13 protein-coding genes are annotated in these 23601 nt (G+C 36.1%); 3 read left to right on the top strand and 10 right to left on the bottom strand.

The features are described 5' to 3' along the window. Positions 1 to 25: 25 nt before the first annotated feature. Entirely contained in the window at positions 26 to 1135 is a 1110-nt protein-coding gene (locus tag LPC09_RS22675; RefSeq protein ID WP_231308431.1) for a DegT/DnrJ/EryC1/StrS family aminotransferase, read from the bottom strand. A 332-nt stretch (positions 1136 to 1467) separates the two neighbouring features. On the opposite strand from LPC09_RS22675, the gene secA2 reads away from it, so the two are divergent. Beyond that, positions 1468 to 3828: an accessory Sec system translocase SecA2 gene (gene secA2, locus LPC09_RS22680; RefSeq protein WP_231308433.1), complete on the top strand. Its 2361-nt coding sequence runs from the start codon at positions 1468 to 1470 to the stop codon at positions 3826 to 3828. A gap of 1 nt (position 3829) precedes the next feature. Continuing rightward, entirely contained in the window at positions 3830 to 4654 is an 825-nt protein-coding gene (locus LPC09_RS22685) for an accessory Sec system S-layer assembly protein (protein ID WP_231308434.1), read from the top strand. A 140-nt stretch (positions 4655 to 4794) separates the two neighbouring features. On the opposite strand, the gene LPC09_RS22690 is transcribed toward LPC09_RS22685, so the two are convergent. From LPC09_RS22690 to LPC09_RS22700, 3 genes are all read right to left on the bottom strand, one after another. Beyond that, complete coding sequence (locus LPC09_RS22690) at positions 4795 to 6315, bottom strand: lytic transglycosylase domain-containing protein (RefSeq protein ID WP_231308435.1); 1521 nt, start codon at positions 6313 to 6315, stop codon at positions 4795 to 4797. Positions 6316 to 6332: 17 nt separating this feature from the next. Next, positions 6333 to 7427, bottom strand: a complete 1095-nt coding sequence (locus LPC09_RS22695; RefSeq protein WP_231308436.1) for an NlpC/P60 family protein — start codon at positions 7425 to 7427, stop codon at positions 6333 to 6335. Between the two features lie 211 nt (positions 7428 to 7638). Continuing rightward, complete coding sequence (locus LPC09_RS22700) at positions 7639 to 9774, bottom strand: M14 family zinc carboxypeptidase (RefSeq protein ID WP_231308437.1); 2136 nt, start codon at positions 9772 to 9774, stop codon at positions 7639 to 7641. 266 nt (positions 9775 to 10040) lie between these two features. On the opposite strand from LPC09_RS22700, the gene LPC09_RS22705 reads away from it, so the two are divergent. Further along, positions 10041 to 11069 (top strand): acyltransferase, encoded by a 1029-nt coding sequence (locus LPC09_RS22705; RefSeq protein ID WP_121663661.1) that lies wholly within the window; start codon positions 10041 to 10043, stop codon positions 11067 to 11069. Positions 11070 to 11648: 579 nt separating this feature from the next. Here the strand turns inward: LPC09_RS22705 and LPC09_RS22710 are convergent. From LPC09_RS22710 to LPC09_RS22735, 6 genes are all read right to left on the bottom strand, one after another. Beyond that, on the bottom strand, positions 11649 to 14066 hold the full coding sequence (locus LPC09_RS22710; RefSeq protein ID WP_231308438.1) for a S8 family serine peptidase: 2418 nt from the start codon (positions 14064 to 14066) through the stop codon (positions 11649 to 11651). 65 nt (positions 14067 to 14131) lie between these two features. Next, a complete protein-coding gene (locus LPC09_RS22715; protein WP_231308439.1) occupies positions 14132 to 16807 on the bottom strand; it encodes a hypothetical protein in 2676 nt (891 codons plus the stop codon). A 484-nt stretch (positions 16808 to 17291) separates the two neighbouring features. After that, positions 17292 to 19313: a glycosyl hydrolase family 18 protein gene (locus LPC09_RS22720; RefSeq protein WP_231308440.1), complete on the bottom strand. Its 2022-nt coding sequence runs from the start codon at positions 19311 to 19313 to the stop codon at positions 17292 to 17294. Positions 19314 to 19426: 113 nt separating this feature from the next. After that, complete coding sequence (locus LPC09_RS22725) at positions 19427 to 21202, bottom strand: hypothetical protein (RefSeq protein ID WP_231308441.1); 1776 nt, start codon at positions 21200 to 21202, stop codon at positions 19427 to 19429. 46 nt (positions 21203 to 21248) lie between these two features. Continuing rightward, positions 21249 to 21806 carry a hypothetical protein gene (locus LPC09_RS22730; RefSeq protein WP_231308442.1) on the bottom strand — a complete coding sequence of 186 codons (558 nt, stop codon included), beginning with the start codon at positions 21804 to 21806 and terminating at the stop codon, positions 21249 to 21251. A 152-nt stretch (positions 21807 to 21958) separates the two neighbouring features. Then, positions 21959 to 23560 carry an ankyrin repeat domain-containing protein gene (locus tag LPC09_RS22735; RefSeq protein ID WP_231308443.1) on the bottom strand — a complete coding sequence of 534 codons (1602 nt, stop codon included), beginning with the start codon at positions 23558 to 23560 and terminating at the stop codon, positions 21959 to 21961. Between the last annotated feature and the right edge of the window lie 41 nt (positions 23561 to 23601).

The raw sequence follows: 23601 nt of genomic DNA on the forward strand, positions 1-23601 counted from the left end.
TCTCAAAAAGTCCTATAAAAGACTTTTATTGATAAAATTTCGTTACACACTCAACAACATATTGTTGTTGTTCTTCTGTTAATTCTGGGAACATTGGTAACGAAATGGCTTCCTTAGCCGCTTTTTCCGTAATTGGGAAGTCACCTTCTTTATATCCAAGATCCTTGAACACAGGTTGAAGGTGTAACGGCTGTGGATAGTAAATCATTGTTGAAACGCCTTGTTCTCCTAAGAACTTTTGAAGCTCATCACGTTTTTCAACTCGAATTGTATATTGATGGAACACATGGAAGTTCCCCTCAACTTCAACAGGAGTAACAATGTTGTCACCTAGTGAAGCTTTTAACAATTCAGTATAACGGTTCGCAATGTTTCTGCGCTTTTCGCTCCAATCATTTAAATGTGGGAATTTCACATTTAAGATCGCAGCCTGCATTTCATCTAAACGGCTGTTGTAGCCAAGAACATGATGATAATACTTTGGCTTACTTCCATGAACTCTGATCACGCGCATTTTTTCTGCAAGATCTTCATGCTTTGTTACAATCATCCCTGCATCGCCATATGCCCCAAGGTTTTTTGTAGGGAAAAAGCTATATGTAGCAGCGTCACTTAATTGACCAACTGTATTTCCTTTGTATGTAGCCCCAATTGCTTGAGCCGCGTCTTCAATCACGTATAAATTATGTTTTTTCGCAATTTCCATAATTGGATCCATGTCGGAGCTTTGACCATAAAGGTGAACCGGCATGATTGCTTTTGTTTTGTCGTTAATTTTCTCTTCAATCTTAGCAGGATCAATATTGAACGTAACAGGATCAATATCAACAAATACAGGAGTCGCATTGCATCTAGCAATCGCACCTGCTGTTGCAAAGAATGTAAATGGAGTTGTGATCACTTCATCACCAGCAGTAATTCCACTAGCCTGAAGTGCAATATGTAAAGCGTCACTACCATTTGCAACACCAATCCCGTAAGGAACATTACTATATGTAGCAACATCTTGCTCTAATTTTTTTACATTATCGCCTAAGATAAAGCGTGAAGATTTCATAACCTCATCTAATGTTTGAAGAATTTCATCACGTAGAGTCGCATATTGCTCTGAAAGATCGAGCATAGGTACTTTCATAAAAGAATCGTCTCCTTTATAACTAATAAAGATTTTACAATCTATGATATTCTACCACAATTTATGAGATAATTGTCACTATCTGTCGTTTATTTCTAATTGTAATAATCGTAATGTTTGTAATTTAGACAATTTCTAGCGTAACCTCCCGAATAGTGTGTCCAGAAATCTCCTTTTTAGTTTAAAAAAGAACAAATTGTTTAAACTAAACCCGGTTAATATTCGAAACATTTCCTCTAATTCCCTACCAATTAAAAGGAAGTAGTAGGAAAACTCGAAACTTGTTATGATATAATTATGGTCGAACATTAGAGGAAAATGGGGAATCAGACATGTCAGTTATGTTAAATCAATATACAAAATTAAAGTCTCGTTCTGAAATAAAAAAGTTAGAAAAACTAGTAAAACAAATTAACGCATTAGAAGCAGATTTACAAGCTTTAACTGATGAAGAGTTACGCGCTAAAACCGCTGACTTTCAAGAGGCCATTCAAAACGGTAAAACATTAAAAGACATTCGTGTTGAAGCTTTCGCCGTTGTAAAAGAAGCCGCGTCACGCGTCATTAATCAGCGCCACTATGACGTTCAGCTGTTAGGTGGACTCGTTTTAACAGACGGTAATATCGGGCAAATGCAAACAGGTGAAGGGAAAACATTAATGGCTTCTCTTCCAAGTTATTTATTCGCTCTTCAAGGAAAAGGCGTTCACGTCATCACTTCAAATGAATACTTAGCACAGCGTGATTTTGAGTTAATCGGACAAATTCATCAATTCCTTGGATTAAACGTTGGTTTAAATGTTGCTGATTTATCACCTGCTGAGAAAAAGGCTGCATATGATGCTGACATTACGTATGGAACTGGAACAGAGTTCGGTTTTGATTATTTACGTGATCATATGGTACTCAGTGAAGCTGACAAAGTTCAACGTGGTCATCATTTTGCCCTTATTGATGAAATTGATAACACATTAATTGATGAAGCAAGAACACCATTAGTGATTGCGAACAAATCGACCATTTCATCAGAGCTTTTCGCCATTTCGTCTATGCTCGTTAAATCTCTTAAAAAAGAAGAAGATTACGAATTGAATCTTTCGTACAGACAAGTTCACTTAACAGAGCAAGGCGCTGCTAAGATTGAAAAAGCTTTTGGAATTGATAACATTTATAGTGCAAACGACCAAGTGCTTTATCATTTCATTAATCAATCACTACAAGCACATTTTATCTTCAAAAAAGACCGTGATTATATTATTCGCGAAGGAAAAATCGAATTGGTGGACTCCTTTACAGGTCGTGTTATGGAAGGCAGAAGCTTAAGCAATGGTCTTCATCAAGCGATTGAAGCTAAAGAAGGCTTACAAATTAACGAAGAAAATATTACACAAGCGTCTGTTACGGTGCAAAACTATTTTAGAATGTACTCAACTCTTTGCGGAATGACAGGTAGCGCCCTTCCTGCTCAAAAAGAGTTTTTAGAAACGTACGGCATGGATGTTGTGAGTGTACCAACAAACCGTCCAAACCAACGTATTGACCAAGAAGACTTAATTTATAAGGACCTAGAGTCTAAATATAATAAAGTCGTACAACTGGTTAAAGAAATGAACGAAACAGGTCGACCAATTTTAATTGGGACAACCTCGATCGAGCAATCAGAAACCATCTCAGAATTGTTAACAAAAGAACATGTGAAACACCAGCTGCTTAATGCAAAAAGTGCTGAAGAAGAAGCGAAAATGATCTCTATTGCTGGTCAAAGAGGAATGATCACAATCGCAACAAATATGGCTGGTCGTGGAACAGATATCCTTCTAGGTGAAGGTGTTGCTGAGCTTGGTGGCCTTTATATTCTTGGTACAGAACGACACGAAAGCCTACGAATTGATATGCAGCTAAGAGGTCGTGCCGGTCGACAAGGTGACCCAGGTTCAACGCAATTTATTTTGTCATTAGAAGATCACCTAATGAATCAATTTGACGATGAAGAGCTTGAGAAATATAAGAAAAAAATTAAAACAAACGAAGAAGGTTTGATTCTTAGTCCAAATCCTTTGAAATTTGTTACAACAGTTCAAGAAACAGTTGAAAACAGTCATTACTCATCAAGAATTCATTTATTAAAGCTTGATGATGTACTCGATCAACAGCGTAAAGTAACTTATAGTAAACGCAATGAATTGCTTAACACATCAGATATTACTGAGCAATTTGAAAGCGAATTGAACGAATATCTTGATTACCTTGTTAAGACGACTGTAACAAATGATATTGACCTAAAAGATGACAAACTTGAATTTTTCATCTATCAAATCAATGAGTTATTTGGATTAACACTAAACAAAAATGAACTTGTTGATCTTGAAGAAGATGAATTACGTGAGCTAATCCAGCCGACTGCAAATGAATTCTTAGCTTCTCTAACAGAGCTATTAGAAGACGAAACGGTGAAAAATCAAGTAAGAAATATCATGATCAAAACATTGGACCAAATGTGGCTTGAGCATATGGAACGCATCGAAAGCCTAAAAGAAGGCATTCACTTACGTGGCTATGCCCAAGAAGATCCGTATCGTTTATTTACGATGGAAGGCTTCGAGCTTTTCAACGAAAGCACGACAAGCTTCCAATACAATATGGCAACAAAAGTATATGCGTTCAAAAAAAGTATAGAAAAGGAGGATGAGTAACGTGACAACAACTGATACTGTTGAAACAACATTATCCATTCATCCTGACTGGGATTTAAGCAAGCAAGAATATTACGTTTATCAATTTCATCACAATCAACTAGATTTGCTAAAAGAAAACCAAATTTCGATTACAGGAATTAAACTAGAAGAATTTGATGACTTGATTTATGTCACAGCATTTATTCGTAATACCCTTCCTAAAGGAATTAAGTTTGAGCTATTAGATTTATTAATTCTCAACAAAGACAAACAGGCCGTTGCCAGAGAAACGTTCGACATGGAAAAATTCGGAGAGCTTCCTGCAAACAGCTGCCGCCCTTGGTCATTTGTTTTTGAAAAATCTAGCTGGAACAATGAAGAAGGAATCTCCTTAGAAGACTGGCAAATTGCCTTCGAACTTAAAAAGAAACCAAACGCTATCCATCAGCTAGACCTAGAACAAAGCTGGGAAGAAAACCTATCAAAAGAACGTAAAGAGCATTTCAAGCAGCTTGTTGCAAAAATGCCTCCTCTTAAGCAAAACGAAGTTAACATTATGGGGCTTGAAGCAAAATTCAACGATGAACAAAATCTTGTTGTTACCCTTCTTATTCGAAACGGCAGCTTAAAGAACATTCATCTTGAACAGCTTCCACTTGTTGTTGAGGATGCTAACAAAGAAGTTGTCGCAAAAGGTGTGTTTACACTAAATAAATTAGAAGTAAAAGCAAACACAAGTAAGCCTTGGACATTTATCTTCCCAAGGGATTTGATAGTAAATCATCAGCCTGATTTATCTAAGTGGAAGGTGTATCCTTTGACTGGAGAGCAGAAGGCGGAATAGCTTGAGAGAAGAGCTTGGATTTTATGATCCAAGTTCTTTTTTTATTTTTATGGCAAATTTAATAGAAGGAAGAATTTCATGTCTTTTCTCTTAATATACAAAAAACCCCACAAAGTTTCTTCTGTGGGGTTTTATTCCTCTTAATGCGGGGAATAGTTTACTAAGCCTTTATCATTCGGTAGGTAGTATCCGCCACCGACATTTAAACGGTTACCATCGATTGAATAAACTCTAGCACGTTCGCCTGGTTGAATGACTTTGTGAATAGAGCCATCTGGCGCATACATGTTTACCGGCTTTTTAGCTATCGCAAAACCTTTGTAAAGTAGGACAGAACCATCATTTTTCAGAACCTGTAATCCGGTTTCTTCAGATCCGCCAACGTAGACATATTGGCTATCATAATCATATACTCTTAGATTATGACCTGGTCCGTAGGTTGTTCCTTGTTCTGTTAATTTACCATCTTTCAAAACAAATAGCTTAATATTTTCTCTTGTGTTAGCTCGAGCAATCATCACAACCATGTTTGGATCATAACGTTTAATATAGTAGTCTCCACCAACGTTATAGTAATCACCCATGGCACCGAATAGCTTAATCATTTCACCTTTTACAAGTGTTGGGTTTCCTTCATTCGTTTCGGTAATAGTGAACGTACCATCTTTATTATCTCTTAACAAAGGAACATCATCACGAATGATTACTCTACCAACCGGCTGACGATGATTTGTCGGGAACGTTGCATGAGGAACTGTAAGTGTTGCTGGTTCCATTCCCTGTAAATTCGATGTTGCCATATAACCTTCTTTACCATTAACACTTACTTTAAAGAAGGAAAAGAAGTTTGCTGAACTAGTAGACTCATATGGTCCAGCTAAGATTTTCACTTTACTTAGCGGCTCAATTTTGTCAGTAATAGAGGAACCAACTGTATCATGGTAGTCACGAAGGTTTGATACACCGTTAGCCAAACTGCTTTTAGATGTATAAACTACATCTCCTGCTTCCATGGCCTGTACAGAAGGTGTGTTCCAGCTATCAATATTATATTGAAGCTTTGTAAACTGTAATGTTCCATCACTCTTATAAGACGTTTCGATTTTAGGTGTTGCTGTAATTTTCACGCCCGTATTATCTCTTCTAAGATAATCAAAAACCTTTTCTTGATAAGGCTCAGCATGTTCATTTGGGTCATTACGTTTTGATAGTCCGTTATAAGCCCAAACTGCAAAATACCAATGCTCAATTTTCGTACGATCATGATCATTGATTTTCGGGATGAAAGGATAACTCCATTTCTCATTCAGGATTTGAGCACCAATTTTAATGTTGTACTCTGTATCCGTAAGTAGCCTTTCCTTACTAATCTTTTTATCTGCTAATTCTTGATCAGATAAAGTGATTTGCATCATTCCGATTCCGCCGTCATCACTGACAATCGGATTACCGTTACTGTCAAATTGTTTCATGCCTGTTTCGCTATAAGCAATGGCCTTTAAAATTTCAGGAGGTATATTATATTGTTTCGCTACCTCAACAATTAATTCTTTTTTCTTTTGATACGATAACTCATCGTACGCTGCTTCTACTGATGATAGATTAATAGAACTTAAAACAAGCGTGACGATCATCAATAGGCTTAGACTAAGCTTACGCATGCCAGATTCCTCCCCTATTAGTTCGATAGAATGATCTCTTCAACAGCCTTCTTTCGTTCTTCTAGCTGTGTTCTTATTTCATTAAGGCTTTGGTAAGATCCTGCATGAAGTGTATTACCATAGGCTTTAATTTCATTCGCTCGTTTTTCTAGTCTATCATACTTTTCCAGTAGATTACCAGCTTCATCTAAATTTCCAGCTTCTACTGTTTGTTCAATTGTATCTAGTAAACCGTACATAGATACCTCGTAGATTACTGTTTCTTTAGCAATTTTAGCTGGTGTGATTGATTCATTGTTAAATCGCTTACGAAGCTCTGAACCGTATAAACGACTGAATACTGTTTCGCTTTTCTTTATATTTGATGAATGCTGATGATATAGATTAACTGATTCATCTGTTAAGCTTTGATTTGTAATCATTGTGTCTGTTAATTGTTTTGTGCTTCCTGCTAGATTCGACGATAAATTAACTGAATCTATTACATGAGCTGTTCTTAGTACATATTCTTTCGCTGCTCCACTATCAGCTTGCTTACGAATTTCGTTATATGTTGATAACACGTCTTGATTTTGTGTTGTTGTGTCTGAAGTCAAAAAATGCTGTGAAGTTGTTTGCCAAAGCTGCTTTGCTTCTGCATCAACAGAGTTTAAATAAGTAGACAGCCCTTCCAGACGTTTGGCACCAAGATATCTAGTATTCCAATATGATTCGTCTAGCTTACTTACTGAAATACCTTTAGATGATGAGGCATGAACAAACTCACTATTACCAATATATATACCAGCATGTGATGCACCCGGCTTATATGTAGTAAAAAAGACAAGATCTCCAACTTCAGGTTTACTTACCTTTGTAAGATTGCTTGAGGCATACATATCTGCGGCGGTTCTAGGTACTGAATATCCATATTCTTTTAACACATAATTAATATATCCAGAGCAATCAAAACCACTTGGAGTTATTCCACCAAAAAGATAAGGAACTCCTAAATATTTCTTACTCTCTTGGATAAATTGCTGTTCATTTATTGTAGAATCCGCGAAGGCCTTAGAATGCGCTATCAAAAATACAAACGAACATAACATTAAAATGAATAAGTGCTTCTTCATAACAATCACCTCTCTAAATGTACCTCTTTATTCTACCAAGCATATTGTCTCTGTTACGTTACAGTAACGTTAAATTTGTCGCTTTATATTACAGTTTCTTTACAAATTAAAATAAAGTTCGACAATTCCCCCTTTAATTGATCTCATTTTTCGATTGAAAACAGAGAAAAACCCACAAATTTACAATTAATTTGTGGGTTTTTGATGTCGTTTATTGAATAGAATATGTTTCTTGTAACAATTGTTTGATAGATTCATTTAAAAGAGTAGAAACCTTCTCATTAAAAAGTTGCTGCTTTTCATTTACTAGTGCTAGTTTCTGCTCATCACTTTGTCCTGCTTCAATCTCTGCCTGCAGAACAAGGATTTCTTCACCTAGTAGAACTGCTTCTTTAAATGTGCTTAACTCAGAAAGCTTACTAATGGCTTCATCATATAATACTTTGGATTCAGCATCTAAAGATGTTTCATCAATTAACGTTATTTGTTCTTCAGCATGATGAATTGAATCAAGTAAGCTTAAATCACTGCTGATCTTTGTTAAGCTTTCGTAATCAGTATATAACTGTTCAATTTCTTGGAAGAAGAAAACAGCTTCATCAATTCCTACAATTTTTTTATATTGCTGAATTAATGATTCTCTTAAAGTAACAAGCTGTTCCTCAATTTCCGGATGATCAGGATATTTACCAGGATATAATTTATTACCCGCTTCCTTAATTTGAACAGAACGATCTTCTAAGCGTTCTAATACAGCGAATCTCTCTTCAATCTGTTCAAATTGCTCGTTATTTAGTTCTTTCTCAATAATGTTCAATAGGTTATATCGAGAAACTTCGTAAATAACTGATTCTCTAGCAATTTTACTTGGACTAATATACTTATCTCGGGTTAATTGACGATATTGACTACCATAAACACTACTCATCACTTGTTCAGCTTTGTTAATGCTTGATGACATCGCATTATACTGAGCAACAAAGTTATCATCAATTTTATTTTGATTAATTAGTGTTGTAAAACGACCTTTTTGCTCTAAAAGCTGATCTCCTACATAAACCGCATCTATAAATCTAGCTGCATCTAGCTTACGACTCTTCGCTTCCACAATGTATTGTGATAGGAAGTCACGATCACTCTTTGTTAAACCAGTAAGCGATTGTTCAGCTGTTTTTATTAAACTACCAGTCTTATTGTATAGAGAGATAAATGAAGTGCTAGCCTTAATATCTGCCGTAGTTTTAAGATTGCTTGTGTGATAAGGGCTTAGTGACTTACTAGCTAAAAATGCATCGTTTACTTTTTTCGTTGCTGCTGCCTTTACTGGGTTATATTTTGTTAAAAATAACTTATGACCTTCGTTTGCAGCGTAAAGACCAATTGTTTTGTTTTCGCTCCAAATACTTGAGAAATAAGAAAGTGGTACACTTGTTTCACCTACATAAGGTGAAATTTCAATCGTAAACGCAGGGCGTTTGTAATGAGAGATAAACCAATCTGTAAGTCCTCCACCAGATTGATATCCTTTAGGGTAAATAAGGGAATAGCCCGTTGTTTTTCCAATTGATTTTGCCAAAGCATGATCTCGATCGTACCATGAACCAGTTTGATGAAAATCCCAATATAAGATTTCACCACTACTATGATAACTTACAACCATTTCTGGTTTTGTTTTATTCGTAAAGTCGACCATTGTAATGGTTTCTTTAGCGTAATTAGCTCTTGGGCCCGGGTAGTTTTTAAAATAGGGACGTCCGGGACTACAACAAATGTTATTCCAATCAGCATCATACTGTCTGTTCAAATCTATTCCTTTAGCATTCGCTTTCCATCTTCGGAAATCCATACTACCATCATTCATTTTAATAATTGCTGCATGATCTGAGCTAGGAAATTTCTTTAAACCAAATTGCTGCAAAGTAACACCATCTGGGTTAACCATTGGAACAAACCATATAGTCGAGTTGTTTAAAACGGATCTAACATTATATCCATGATAAGAAGAACCATTTTTATAGGCATTCGCATATTGATCAATCATGTTCATATTGACCATGGTTGTCATCCATTCCCGGGCATGGTGAGAACCGTTCACCTGAACAACCGAAGTTCCCTTTCCTAGTGAGACCGCATAGATGTTTCGACCATACTCACTTTTCCCAATCACTTTATATGAAATTAAATCAGGATAAGCTTGTGCAAGTTCCTTAATGTCCTGCTCCATGATTTCGTACGTATAAACTTTATTATTGCTCACATAAGAAGCAGCAGACGTGCTTTCTGGAAGTGCGAACAATACTACTAACGTGAATAAAAAGAAAAAAGTACATAATTGCTTCGTCCTCAACCTTAGATCCTCCTCATGACCTCGTAATCTATAACCTTACTAATCATACCAAATTTCGACATTGTCGTGAGGATTTTTTCAAAAAATGTCATTTCCTTTTTCTGCTTTGATTTACTAGATTTTATTTGGTATATTTTTCTTTGATAGAGCGGATTTTTCTGCAGAATTCGACTTCCCCCAAAAATAAAGGTTATAATTTTTTCCATTTTTTCAAAAGCTAATTTAATCGAGATAACAGGAAGATATACTTCAAGGAGATTTTTTACATGACTAAATCGAGGATCTTTTATTTTGATAATTTACGAATTGTCGCAACCTTTGCAGTTGTACTTTTACATGCCGCTGCCCCTATTTTATATAAGTTCCAAACTGTTACAAGCACTACCTGGTGGACAGGGAATATTTATGATTCTTTAACAAGATGGTGTGTACCAATCTTCTTTATGCTAAGTGGCGCTCTATTGCTCAATCCCGATAGAACGGATAAGCCAATGATCTTTATCCGTAAACGCATTAGTAAAGTAATTATCCCCTTACTTGGTTGGAGCACGTTTTATTTAATTGTTCAGATTAATCGAGAGGTCATTATTAATGATCCTTTCATGATTACAAAGGCTTTTTTTGAGAATGATGTGTATTATCATCTTTGGTTTTTATATGTGATTATTGCCATTTACCTCATTCTCCCTGTTTTAAAAGTTTATATTGCTGGTGCAAGTCAGAAAAATCTACAATATTACTTACTGCTTTGCTTTATCGTGACAAGTGTATTTAGTTATATTAGTAAATTTCATGAAATTACCGTTGATATAAAGGTTGAAGCTGCAACTGGTTATATTGGCTATTTTCTTTTAGGCTATTACCTGCATCGATATGGATTATCGAAAATCACAAAAATAGTGATGTATCTACTCGCAATCGTCGCTAGCATCGTGATCATTCGCGGCACCTATGACTTAACAGTTCAAAACGAAGGCTTCTTTGATGGATTTTTCTATCATTATTTAAATATGCCTGTTGTATTTCTATCCATTGCAGTGTTTATATTCTTCCAGGACTTTAAGTTCGATTTAAGCCGGTTCTTTTTATTTTCAATCATTAATAAAACAAGCTTAGGAATTTATCTTTTGCACCCATATATTTTCCTACTTCTTTTGGAAAACTACGATATTCACGCTCATACCGTGCGTGCCTGGGCTGGCATTCCGATATTGGCGACATTCACACTACTTGTAAGTATGATTGTTGTGATGATTCTTCAGAAGATACCGGTTGTGAAAAGGTTTGTGCCGTAAAAGAGGACTGTCGAGGTGAAACTAACGGGTTCGATTCTGAAGTACAAAATACTAATTAACATTGCTTCTCGTACAATAAATTGCACTTGATTTAAAATTTAGCAAGTTAATCAACACAGTAAAATGCTTGGAGACATATATACTCCAAGCATTTTTTATATCAACATAAACATCCAATTAAGTCAATTTTCAAATCTTCAAGAATTGCCGAGAAATAAGATACTAAAATAAGCGGAAAAATTCCTCTTAAAAAGAAAATATCATGAAATCTAGCTCATATAGACGGAAAGATTCCGCTTATTGGATTAAAAAAGGCGAAAATGGACCATTTTACTTTGCTTAACCGGAAAAATTCCGCTTATATCCCCCAACCGAGCTCCATTCTTCAGTCTAACCGGAAAAACTCCGTTTATTTAAACTCTCAGTTACTTTTTATCACTGATAGTTAAATATATTTTTTGAACACCAACCAATTGGGATGCGAATTTTCATGGTGACAAAAGCTTATGTCACCATGTTAATTTAAGACTTTTCAAGTCAACTTTACCCCTATAAAAATAGAGCCGACATCTGTCAGCTCTAATTTTTTATAAAATAAAAATCCTCTTTCCGATCAACTACATAATATCCGTTCCCAAGATCCACTTTTCCATTTCCGATGCTCTTCACATAATATAAATTACCCTTTTTCAGCGTACTGTGCCTCGCTCCATTTGGAGCATATAACACAATATCTTTTTTAGGTTTTACGTATCCCATTAGGTAGAAGCTCTTTTTGTCAGCCTTAATGGTATAACCGCCACCAACTTCATATTTTTGATCGTTATAGGAATACACTTTAATCGCTTCGCCCTTTTGCAGCATGCGATAAACATTTCCGTTAGGATCATATAATGGTGTTGGCTCTTTAATTAACGCCCTACCAATGTAAGCAATGGTTTTTCCTTCTTGATGTCTAACGTAATACTCTCCGCCAACATTATAGTAATGACCTGAAACACCGAATACCTTGAGTTGTTCTCCTTTTGTTAAACCACGATAATAAGTAAAGGTATTGTCACTATTTTTGCGGTATAACCCAAGTCCATCTCGACGGATAATCACACGTGCCGAAGGATGGTCGTGATCAACCGGTAGCGTAATGTTCGGAATCAACATATCATTCAGCTCATACGTAAACGTGCTAACATCACTTGTAGCTGTTCCACTAACAACAGCTGCTTTAATTGTTGTTGATTCATAGATTGGAATAGAATTCACATATGAAAGACCATTCACACTAGAAGGTGTTGATCCATCAAGAGTGTAAACAATTCGTTTATTTGATGTTGACGATAATTTCACCTCAAACGGTTGAGTATATTTCCCTGATGGAACTGTAGCTGTTGGACTTACTAATGGAACATTTTGATTAGTAGATATCACACTTAGTTGATATGGTGTTGACGACCAACGGTTATGATAGTCCGAAATAATCACATAATAGGTGCCAGGTGAAGCGAGAAATGAGTATGATTCTGCTTTTCCTAGGCCGTATTCATCTATATAATCGACCATTTCAAGGGTAGAGCCTTCCAGCTTTTCAATATCGATGCTTAAATCAAGCTCATTCGACATTCCTGTAAGGTTGATATCAACATCTGTATTCGAATCCACATGAAACACATACACATCATAATCATATGGAAAATTCATCTTTTCCGAATGATATTCATAGTACCCAATATCAAAAGCACCTTCTGTTGTACCAGAAACTTCTTCTTCGACTGGAAGTGATGTAGTTAAGGTTTTATACATATTAGGTATTCCATATCCATAATCTTTCTTCCAGCTTCCGTTTGCCCCTAATTCGAGAAGCCATTCAACCTCTCTTGGAGTTAAATCTGGACGTTCACTTAACAATAGGGATGCCATTCCAGCAACAACTGGTGCTGAAAAAGATGTCCCACTTACTACCGAATAACCACCTTCTGAATGAAGTGAATACATGTCCTCACCTGGTGCTGCAAGGTCAATCCACTCACCACGATTTGAAAAATAAGCAAGAGCTTTACTTTGATCTGTAGCAGCTACACTGATAACTGGTAGATATGTGGCTGGATACATCGGCTCTCTGCTTGTATCATTACCCGCTGCACCAATCAGAGTAATCCCTTGCTCAAAAGCTTCCCATAGTGCTTCATTTTCAATATCAGAATAATAATAGCTTCCATAACTCATATTAATAATGTCTGCACCTTGTTCAATTGCATAATGGATTCCTTTAATTTGATTCTCAACTGTTGAGTGGCCCTCACGATCACTAACCTTCACCGGAATGATTTTAACATTTTGATTAATTCCCGCTATTCCCGTTCTATTGTTGGATATAGCTGCGATTGTTCCAGCTACACTCGTCCCATGACCATGATCATCAGCTGGATCAGAATCATTATTCACAAAGTCATAACCATTAAGCACTTTACCCTTCAGATCCTCATGGCCTTTGCTCACACCCGTATCTAGTACCGCAACTTTCACTTCATTTCTAAACGAAAATGAATTCCAGGACTTAGGAAAATCAAGGGCTGGAATATACCATTGATTTGAATAGTAATAGTCATTCGGAGTAGCGCTCATTTCCACTTTATAGTTAGGCTCTGCATTCTCGACACCATTCAATTCTTTTACTTTTAATAAAGTATTCTCGTAATCTAGTTCATTAGGAATCTTAAATGTATAGAGAGTCGTATTTGAGCTTGATAAATCAGTTGTTTCAACTAACTCTAGACCTAAGGAATGGAACTCAGATAAATCTACGTTTCCTTGAATAATCATTTCACGATTTTCAACAGCATCTTCGTTAATTGATTGTTCTTGCTGATTGCCTTTCAATGGCTTTGTTTTCGTCATAAATTCATCTGTAACCTCAGATGGCGTTTCTTCGGCAGAGGCATGAAAATGAACTGGAGTAATAATCATAAGAATAATGGCAAAAAATCCGACTAGTTTCCTCATAGCTGCCTCCCTTTATTAAAAGATAATATAAAGACTGACCCAAACCAGGTCAGTCTTTATATGACTTAACTCTTACTGTATTCCATACTACTTTTATCATACAAGATGTAATACCCGTTTCCAATCTCTAATTTATTTCCATCTGTATTGGAGATAAACAGCTCTTCACCTGCTGATAAAGTAAGAACAGGTTCTTCTTCACCATATTTGTAAAGCTCCGTATCACCCAGTAGCTTGACAGCACCAGTAAAATAGGTCACTTCTGCGGATTTAGCAATGGTATAACCATTACCAACATCATACTTTTCATTATCATAGTTAAACACTTTAATTTCTTCTCCAGGGAGCATCATTCTAAATGGCTCGCCGGTAGGAGTATAAATTTGAGTCGGTATACTCGTAAACACTCTACCAATATAGGCAGATGTTTTTGAAGCCTCATGATAAATATAATAGCCGCCACCAGTATGATAATATTGGCCTTCTAAACCGTATACTCTAAATGCTTGCTTAGATTGTAGGTTTTTATACGGCACCATATTTCCTGCTACCTTTTTATAAAGAACAACAGGTTTTTTCGTATAAACACGCGCAATTGGGAATGGTGATTCAGTTACTGTGACATGTGGCAGTTGAATTTGCGTCGGCTCAATCGCCTTGTCATTCGTTAACTTAGATTGCTTCACTTTCCACAAGTTAGCTCCACTATTAAAGTATAAGTAGCCATCATTACCTTTAGCTAATGTATTTACATCACCTTGTCTAAAAATCTTAATCGAAAAATTAGTAAGACTTACCTTAAATAGTGTATTTTGAACAGTTCCATATAAATAACCATCTTCACCATCAATTAATGATTCATTCTTACCCATTCCTAACACACTCTCAGGAATGATCGGATAAATATCAATTCGTTCTGGTTCGACTTCAGGTTCAGGCTTGGAATCTGTTTCCGGATTTGTTTCTGTATCTTCCTCAGTATCTGTTTCAGTATCTTCTTCCGTTTCCGGCTCAGGCTCTGGGGCAGACTCTACTCGTGGATAATACACAATAAACTTATTATCAACGATTCCAAATATCTTCCCATCTTCATCCCATTTTAATGCAGAAACCATGATGCTGTATCCGTTAGAAATAGATACTTCTTCAGCTGTATAAGTCTCTTGATTTAAGTCGATTTTAAAAATACTCGCACTATCCTCGGTTTTTACACCTGTGCCATCATAAACAGACGTACCAGCATATAAAATATTCTTTTCTTTATCATATGTAGCTGATACAACACTTTGTCCTTCTTTTAATACGATTTGGTCTATGATTTCTTGATTTTTCGTATCATAAATCGTCACTAAACCTGAATGTTCTCCTCGTTTTGGAACAGAGCCGATGAATAAACGGTTGTTTTCATCATCTGCGACAAGAGCTGATGGACGAGATTGACCATCACTTGATAATGAAAGAATTTTTTTCGGATTCGATCCTTTACTCCATACTTCAGTTGGATCATATTCGTAAATATCGCCATTAGGATATGTTCCAAAATATAGCTTTCCGTTGGATTCAGTGATTCCTTCTACTTGTCCAATTCCACTAAAGGTTTGATTCATGGCGATAGACGGAGTATATCTAGATAAATAGCCAGAAATAAACCCTGAGCTATAAATATCGCCTGTTGAACTACTTCCGATTCGAAAAATTTCAACAAACTGTGGTGGAAGCTTTAATACAGTAAGTGAGAACCGATCAGTTTGATAATTATAGTCATAAAATTTACCGAGATTTCCTGCCAATCCAATTACTTTACCTTCATCCGGAATGATATCTAGTGACACAGCACTGGATCCGTTTAAATCTGATTGGATTTCTTTACTCGATTTTGATACATAGTTGTATTCGTATAAAGATCCTTTTAAGCTGTAAAATACAGTTGTCGCATTTGCCTTCTTTTGTGAAACCCCTCTAGAATCAGCCTTAAACTGATTTACCATTTCATCTGTTTCAAGATCATAATGAAGGATCTCATTTGTTCCTTCCATCTTTGCGAACAACTGTCCGTCTACGATATCAAGATCATAAACAGATGAGCTAGATTTTGTATAGTCTTCTAAAAGATTTGTTTTTTCATTTGTAATTAAGTTCCACTTAATCAGTGCTGCAGGTGATCCAACTCCTACATATAAGGTATCCTCAGCTTCATCATAAACAACGCTTCTCGCATATTGTCTACCTTGCATTACTGTGCCAAAATCTTTAAAGCCTTCTTCTTGATTGTAAGAAAATACTCGACCACCATAAGAAGTAACACCAAATAATCGATCATTTTTCTCATCGTAATTCAAATCCCAAATAACAGTGTCCGAATTCGTAGTTGCCTTACCAAGGTCTTCTAGGTTATTCGTTAGTAAATCATATTTGTACACATGTTCATTTGGAGTTGTTCCAATGTAAACCTCTCCGTCAAAAGTTGCTTCAATTGACCAAGCAGCCTTTGCTCCTTCAAGTTCCTTTAAATCAATCACTTTCTTTGTTTGATAATCTACTACCGCTACTTTTGCAGGCTCTCCTTGTAACAGAGCTACATAATACGTTTTCCCTTGAACGGTAACACTTTTTCCTCTAATTACATTTAAATACTCTACTTTAGGACCCAAATTCTCGAAATTTGACTCCTCAGAATTCGAGGCAGCTTGTCCCTTAATAGATGGTATAATGAAGCTTATACACATGATTAACAAACCCAAATAAATAACTCTCCTAAAATTAAACAAAATCTCCTACTCCTCGACGAAATTTGATAGTCTCTTTCTACCTTTTATTCTATGTGACTTTCCTAATATTTTAAAGGGATTTATTGTTAAACTTTATGGAACATTTTGTTAATAGTTATGTTAATTAACGTTTTTTTCTAAATAAATTTTATATAAAAACCATAATAAACCCTTGATTTTTCTAGAAGTCCTTATTTTTTTCCCCACTGAAAAATAAAGAAAAAACTTTCTTAATAAATTGTGAAAAAACAGCATAATTTTCCCTGAAATGTGGTAAAATAGTCTTTGTTCCCGTAGTTTCATAAATATGGTAGTATTCCATATTGTTGGACAGCTTTCCATAATTATGACATCATTTTCGTTTTACTATAGGGTTTGGATTTTTCTTTTAGACAAGTGTATGATTAACATAAAGGCCTCCAAGTGGAGGTCTTTATGTTGATACCTATTTTTCATCTTAATGTCTCACAAACGAAGCTAAATTCCGATCAATTTTTATATAATATCCTCCACCAACGTAAAATCTGTCACCATCAATACTGTAAACTCGGATATATTCATCAGGGCGAATATGTCTGTGTACCGCCCCATTCGGTTTATATAAAGTTAGATAGCTTTTTGGCTTTAAAAACCCCTCATAAAATAACACATTGTCAGTTGGTTTGATATAATAGCCCCCACCAACATTATACTTATTTTCATCATAGGAAAATACTTTTATTGCTTCCCCTTTTTCTAAGTACCGATAAAACGTACCATCCGGCTTATATAACACTTCCCGATTCTTTATCAATAACCGCCCAATATGAAGACTCATTCGGTCTGTTTTTTCTATATAATATCCACCGCCAACATCATATTTATTTCCTTGAGCGCCAAACACATTAATCACTTCGCCTTTTTTGAGCAGCTTATACTTAAAATAGGAACCATTTGGCTGCTTTTTTAGTAGCTGTGTATCTTCCTTTAAGTACAGTCTCCCAATAATCTGACCATGGTTTGTCGGAAGAGCTGTGTTCGGAATAATAATAGGTGTGTTTTCTTCGTTAGGAACCAAATAAAGAAGCTGTCCGATGTAAATCACATCTGTTGTTAACGAGTTATACTCCTTTAACTGTGTGACTGTTAATCCAAACTTTTTGGCAATACTAGATAATGTATCTCCTCCGCGGACAACATAGGTTGTGCTATCCCCTGCTGGCTCCTCCACAGCTGGACTTTGATCACTATCGACTGTTGTAGTATGGGTTGTTAACCAAGCTCGATAATTCTCCCATATACTCGGGTCCTCTTGCCCTAGACTCCAGCTTCCTGTTCCCTTTAAACCATACTTATGAACTAAATTCACTTTTGCTTGAATGGACCTTTCATTTTCATACCAAAGATGATAAGTACCAGCGGTTAATGTTCTTCCCGCCACCGTCATAATTGGATCTGTTGATTTTACTTCAAAGGTCATCATCGGTGACTGACTTTTTGTATCATAGGTTGTAGTTGTTTTATATTTACTTGTAATTTCACTTACCCTGCTATTTGATAGTCCATAGCCTCCATAACTTTCTCCTTGCTTCCAGTAACGACCGTAAAAAGGAATTCCAAGCACAATTTTTTCTGGAGGAACCTCTTCACCTAATGCATACTTAATCGAGTTTTCTACAAACGAAAGACTTGCGACAGGACCCTCAGGACTTCCCTGAAAGCTTTCATCATAGGCCATTATCATAATATAGCTGGAGTATTGGGCTAGCTGTTTATAATCATAGGAGCCGTGCCAGCCTTTATTCCACCCATAAGGATTGGCCGCTACTGCAACAGAAACCTCCTTATCTGCAGGTATCTTCTCTCTTAGTAGTCGAACTAAGTCAGTATAATTGTCCCGATCAACATCTGTTACATTTTCTATATCAACTTGAACTCCATCTAAATTGTAAGTAACGATTGCATCTGCAATTTGTTGAGACAACTGTTCACGATTAGCTAATGCTGTTCTCCCTAATGTCCGATCCCAGTGATTACTTAAGAATGGCACAACCTTAATCCCACGATTATGCATTTCGTTTACAAACGTTTTATCAACTTGAGACGTTAATTTTAGTGACCCATCACTATTCAGATCAAAATAGCTTGGAGAAACAAGATTAAGGTTTCCACCCGTGCGATCAATCTGACTTATGTAGCTTTTGGTATTCCCAAAGTATAGATATGTCATATTAAAATCAGCAACATGTGCTGAAGCTTTTTGCGTCGTATGAAGAGAAAAAGCTGAAACAAGTACAACTCCTGCTACAACCTTTACTGTCGCATGTTTAATATCCGGAAAACGTTTTTGAATATATTCCTTTGCCGTTGCATGTAAATCATCTATTTTCCCTTTAAATCCTAATTCACTTGAAAATTCTGTTGAAAAAGAATCTAAATAAAGAGTAATCACAACTTCATTGTCCGTCGTTATGATTTTATGTCGTTCAAATAATTCCATGGATGACACTCCCACTGACAGATATTATTGATTAGCCTGTACAATTCCTCTTTTTTTATGAATAAAAAACACCTTGTATTTGTAAGGAATACAAGGTGTTTTACTAAATCATATTAAAGAGAGTACTTCCACAAACTAACTCCATCATGAAAATAAATCGTTCCATCTGGAGATTGAATCACTTGTTTTACATCTCGTTTTTGACGTAAATAGGTGAGTCTATGATTTTTCGGATTCATTTTGAAGATCGTTCCTTCGACAACTCCGTAGAGGTATCCGTCTTTTCCTATTAATAAGGAACCATTTGGTGAATGACCTGAAACATCGTTCACAATTTTCTTGCTGAACACGACACCTTTAGCAGGATGGTAAGCATAAAGAATTTCATCTGCTAATCCCCAAATCATTCCGTCATTTGCCACAGCAAGAGCTGAATAAAAACGGATATTTTTAAATGGCATCTTTAATATAACAGGGGCTGCATTTGCATTATTCGCAGCAACTGTAAACAATGTTGCGTTCGTTTTAGCAGGATCTACATTTGGTTTTCCAAAAATAGATGTTCCTCCATAGATTTTTCCCTGGGATTTTGAATATGATAATGACACAATGCTCTGATCTTTAATCAGCTGATTTTTAACTGTGGCTTTATTCGAACCAACATCAAGAATCGCTAACGCTCCACCACTATACCCTGAACGTGGTGTTGTTCCGATATATAATTTATTTGTATTCGGAAGATGAAGAACAGCACTTGGTCGATCTTGCCCATATCCACTTAAATTAAGAAGCTCTCTAGATGTACCAGTAGATCGGTTGTACTCAATCATCTTCGCTTGCGGATAAACACCCAAATACATCTTATCGTTAATATAAGCAGAGCCTTCTACCTGACCAGTTGTTCCTTTTACCTCGGTTTTCTTCGTGCTCGGTGAATAAATACCAAGACTACCATTTAAAAATCCACTGCTAAACACATTTCCCTGACCATCAGAACCAATATGATGTAATTCAATCGGTTGGGCAGGTAGAGTCATTAAATCATGTTGAAATTGCTGACTGTCAAAATCATACGTAAAATAACGCTCATTACTACCTAATTTGCCCACAAGTGTATCGTTATCGATAAAATCAAAGGAAACAATTGTACCCGGAACCTTACGATCTACCAAAAGCTTACGTTCCTTCGTTGTTAAGTTAAACGAATAGATCGAATTTTGATAGCCATAGTACACAACATTTCCTCTAGGCGATTTCGCGGATACACCAAAAGAGTCTGCTGCAAATTCACCAAGATATTTCCTTGAATTCACGTCATAGTATAAAATCTTTCCGCTTGGATTTACCTTCACAAACAAAAGATTGTCAACAACATCTAAAGCTTGAATGTTCTTTTCATTTTTATAAGCACTCGGTAAGAGCAGCTCTTTTTTTCTCGTTTTCACATTAAGTGCAACAAGCTCTGCCGGAGAACCTAAGCCAACAAAGAGATAATCATTGTCTCCATAAGCAACACTCTTCGCATCCTTTTTACCTGAAAGAATCGTGCCGTAATCATAAAAGCCTTTGCCATCAACAAATTTAAAGGCCTTTCCTTCATTTGAAGTAACACCATAAAACGCATTGCTTGAGCTTGAATAATCAAGATCCCAAATAACCGTGTTATTTTCTGTTGTAGCTTTTCCAATTTTCGTAAGCTGTTTTTTGTTCACATCGTATTTGTATAATAATTCGTTTGGTGTGGTTCCGATGAAAAACGTACCTGCAGGACCTTCTTCAATTGACCAGCCTGCCGTTGTGTTCGCAAGAGGTTCTACGTCAACTAGTTCTTTTGTATAAAGATTTGTTACAGCTAACGTCGCCGGAAGTCCTTGTAGAACAGATAGCATAAGGTGTTCTCCATTTGAGCTCGCGCCAAACGTTGCAACTGATACATTAATATTTGTTAATTGAGGACCTAACTTTTGAACAAGATTCGTATTTTTTACTCGATTTTCCGTTTTCGTTAAAAACGTTGTAACCGCTGCTGGCAGTTGTGCATAGACCAGCTTTTTTAATATCAACGGCTCTTTTCTTTAAACGTTCTAATTTTTTTAAATCACTTGTTGCTTTTTGTCCATTCCCATCAAAGTAAGATCTTTCGATGATATCCAATAATCTAATTTGCGATACTTCATAAATCACTCGTTCTTTTGTTATTTTTGATGGCTTTACATATTTGTTAAGTAGCTTTGAACGAGTAGAGCTCCCGGATACCTTACCAATTGCCCGCTCCGTTTTGGTGATATATGCTGTGAAATCGTTATAAAGCATATCAATTGTTTCCAGGTCACCTTTGTTGATAGCTGCCTCCATATTGGCGCGCCTTTGCAGCAGCATATTCCCTACATTTTCAGCATCTTTAAGTGCAGTATTTGCTGCATGTGTTGGATACGAGAATGAAAAAAGTGATAAAAATAAAATAATAGATAGTAGTGCTTTTGCTGTTCGCATGTTTACCTCCTACATTTCCTACAATGTGTCCCTTTTTTTCTAATAATAGGATAATTATACTATTACACTATTTAGGTTTCTATCGTTTTATGTTGAAAAGGTGCAAACCCATAAAAAATAACAGAGAGCGTCTTTGCTCTCTGTTACATCTATTATCTATAGGAATCTAATAAAGCCACCATCGCCTCATAATTTTCATAATCAGCAGAAGGCATATCAAAAACAGTTAAACCACTTCCATCAACAAGTGTTGTATCTGCTCCGTTTTCAAGTAGGACTCTAGCTGTTTCAACATGATTATAAGAAGCAGCCCACATAAGTGCAGTTTGTCCCATTTGATCTTGTGCATTAAGATCGGCACCAGAATTAATCAAAAGTTGAGTAATTTCCGGTCTTTCATGACCAGCTGCATACATTAACGGTGTACGCTGGAACACATTATCATCGACATTCACATAGCTCGCATCAAAATGGTTGTCTAAGAAATATTGAACAATCTCAATATTGTTGCCAATAATCGCACTGCCCATTGCATCTTGTCCATGTATATTCGTTTGTAATGGATCGGCTCCGTGATCAATTAGTAATTTAACAATATCCACATTTGAATACTCAGCAGCATATTGAAGAACAAGCATGTCCGAATTCATCGTGTTATCTGTTACAACAAGTTCATTTAAGTTAAATGTGTTCTCAGTAAGAAGAGTTTGAACAGTCGTTGTGTCACTATTTGAAATGGCTGACCAAAGTTCATTAACAGCATCACCCGTGTCTACTGGAAGCTCTCCTCCATTAACCAACAAGTTAAGATAATCAGTTAACCCAAATTCCATATTCCTTAAATACTCTTCAATTGCTACAAGCTCTGCATAACCACCGGTAGCTTTGATTTCAACTGCTCTATTTTTTAATCTTTCAAGTTTAGTAAATTCTTTTTGTGCTTTTTCTGCATCAGAATTTAAGTACAAGTCATCAGAAATCATATTTAATAAACGATATTGGGAAATTTCATAAATTGTGCGTTCAATTTCCATTTTTACGGGTAGTACATAGAATTCATCAAGCTCAGCACGGTATGCTTTTCCTGCTACCTTCCCAATTTTTTGTTGAGTTAGCTTCATTTGCTTGGTTAGGTTGTTGTACAGTTCGTTTGCCATGTCAATATCTTCATAATAATCAATAGCATCACTATATTCGTAAAGAAGTTCACTTAAATAAAAGCCTTGTAAATCAGCTTCCCAATATCTTAAGTCCTGGTCAATAACCGCTGGCAATGCTGCATAACCACCGGCTTGTTTAATTGCTACTGCGCGTTGTTTTAACCGCTCAAGCTTCGCCGTGTTTCTTTCAACTTTTTCAAATTCATAATTAAAAATATCTTCCATAATAACATCCATTAATCGAGATTGAGACACCTCATAGATCGTACGCTCAACAGCTATTTTTGCGGGAACTAAGTATGTTTGCGCTAACCTTTCACGATTCGAAGCTCCTGATACCTTTCCGATCTTAATCTCTAGCTGACGAATTTCACTTGTTAACGTATCATAAAACATGTCAATCGTAATAAGCTCACCTTTATTAATAGCATTGTTATAAATTGATAGAATCGCATTTAACGATCTACCTTGCTCCACAGCTGCATCATAGTTGGTATGACTTTGAGCTGCTAGGGCAGTTGTTTCAGTTGCTAATGGACTAATAGGGCTTACAAGTAAACCTACGGATAAAGCAATAATCGGTAATTTTTTCAACAGACGATCTCCTCTACGGTAAAAATAAATAATAGATTACT

Source organism: Metabacillus sp. B2-18 (genome assembly GCF_021117275.1).
Lineage (GTDB): Bacteria > Bacillota > Bacilli > Bacillales > Bacillaceae > Metabacillus.

Bases quoted from the DNA above. Each gene is read 5' to 3' on its own strand.
- LPC09_RS22675 (WP_231308431.1), bottom strand. From the start codon at position 1,135: ATGAAAGTACCTATGCTCGATCTTTCAGAGCAATATGCGACTCTACGT.
- secA2 (WP_231308433.1), top strand. From the start codon at position 1,468: ATGTCAGTTATGTTAAATCAATATACAAAATTAAAGTCTCGTTCTGAA.
- LPC09_RS22690 (WP_231308435.1), bottom strand. From the start codon at position 6,315: ATGCGTAAGCTTAGTCTAAGCCTATTGATGATCGTCACGCTTGTTTTA.
- LPC09_RS22695 (WP_231308436.1), bottom strand. From the start codon at position 7,427: ATGAAGAAGCACTTATTCATTTTAATGTTATGTTCGTTTGTATTTTTG.
- LPC09_RS22705 (WP_121663661.1), top strand. From the start codon at position 10,041: ATGACTAAATCGAGGATCTTTTATTTTGATAATTTACGAATTGTCGCA.
- LPC09_RS22710 (WP_231308438.1), bottom strand. From the start codon at position 14,066: ATGAGGAAACTAGTCGGATTTTTTGCCATTATTCTTATGATTATTACT.
- LPC09_RS22720 (WP_231308440.1), bottom strand. From the start codon at position 19,313: ATGGAATTATTTGAACGACATAAAATCATAACGACGGACAATGAAGTT.
- LPC09_RS22725 (WP_231308441.1), bottom strand. From the start codon at position 21,202: ATGCTATCTGTTCTACAAGGACTTCCGGCGACGTTAGCTGTAACAAAT.
- LPC09_RS22730 (WP_231308442.1), bottom strand. From the start codon at position 21,806: ATGCGAACAGCAAAAGCACTACTATCTATTATTTTATTTTTATCACTT.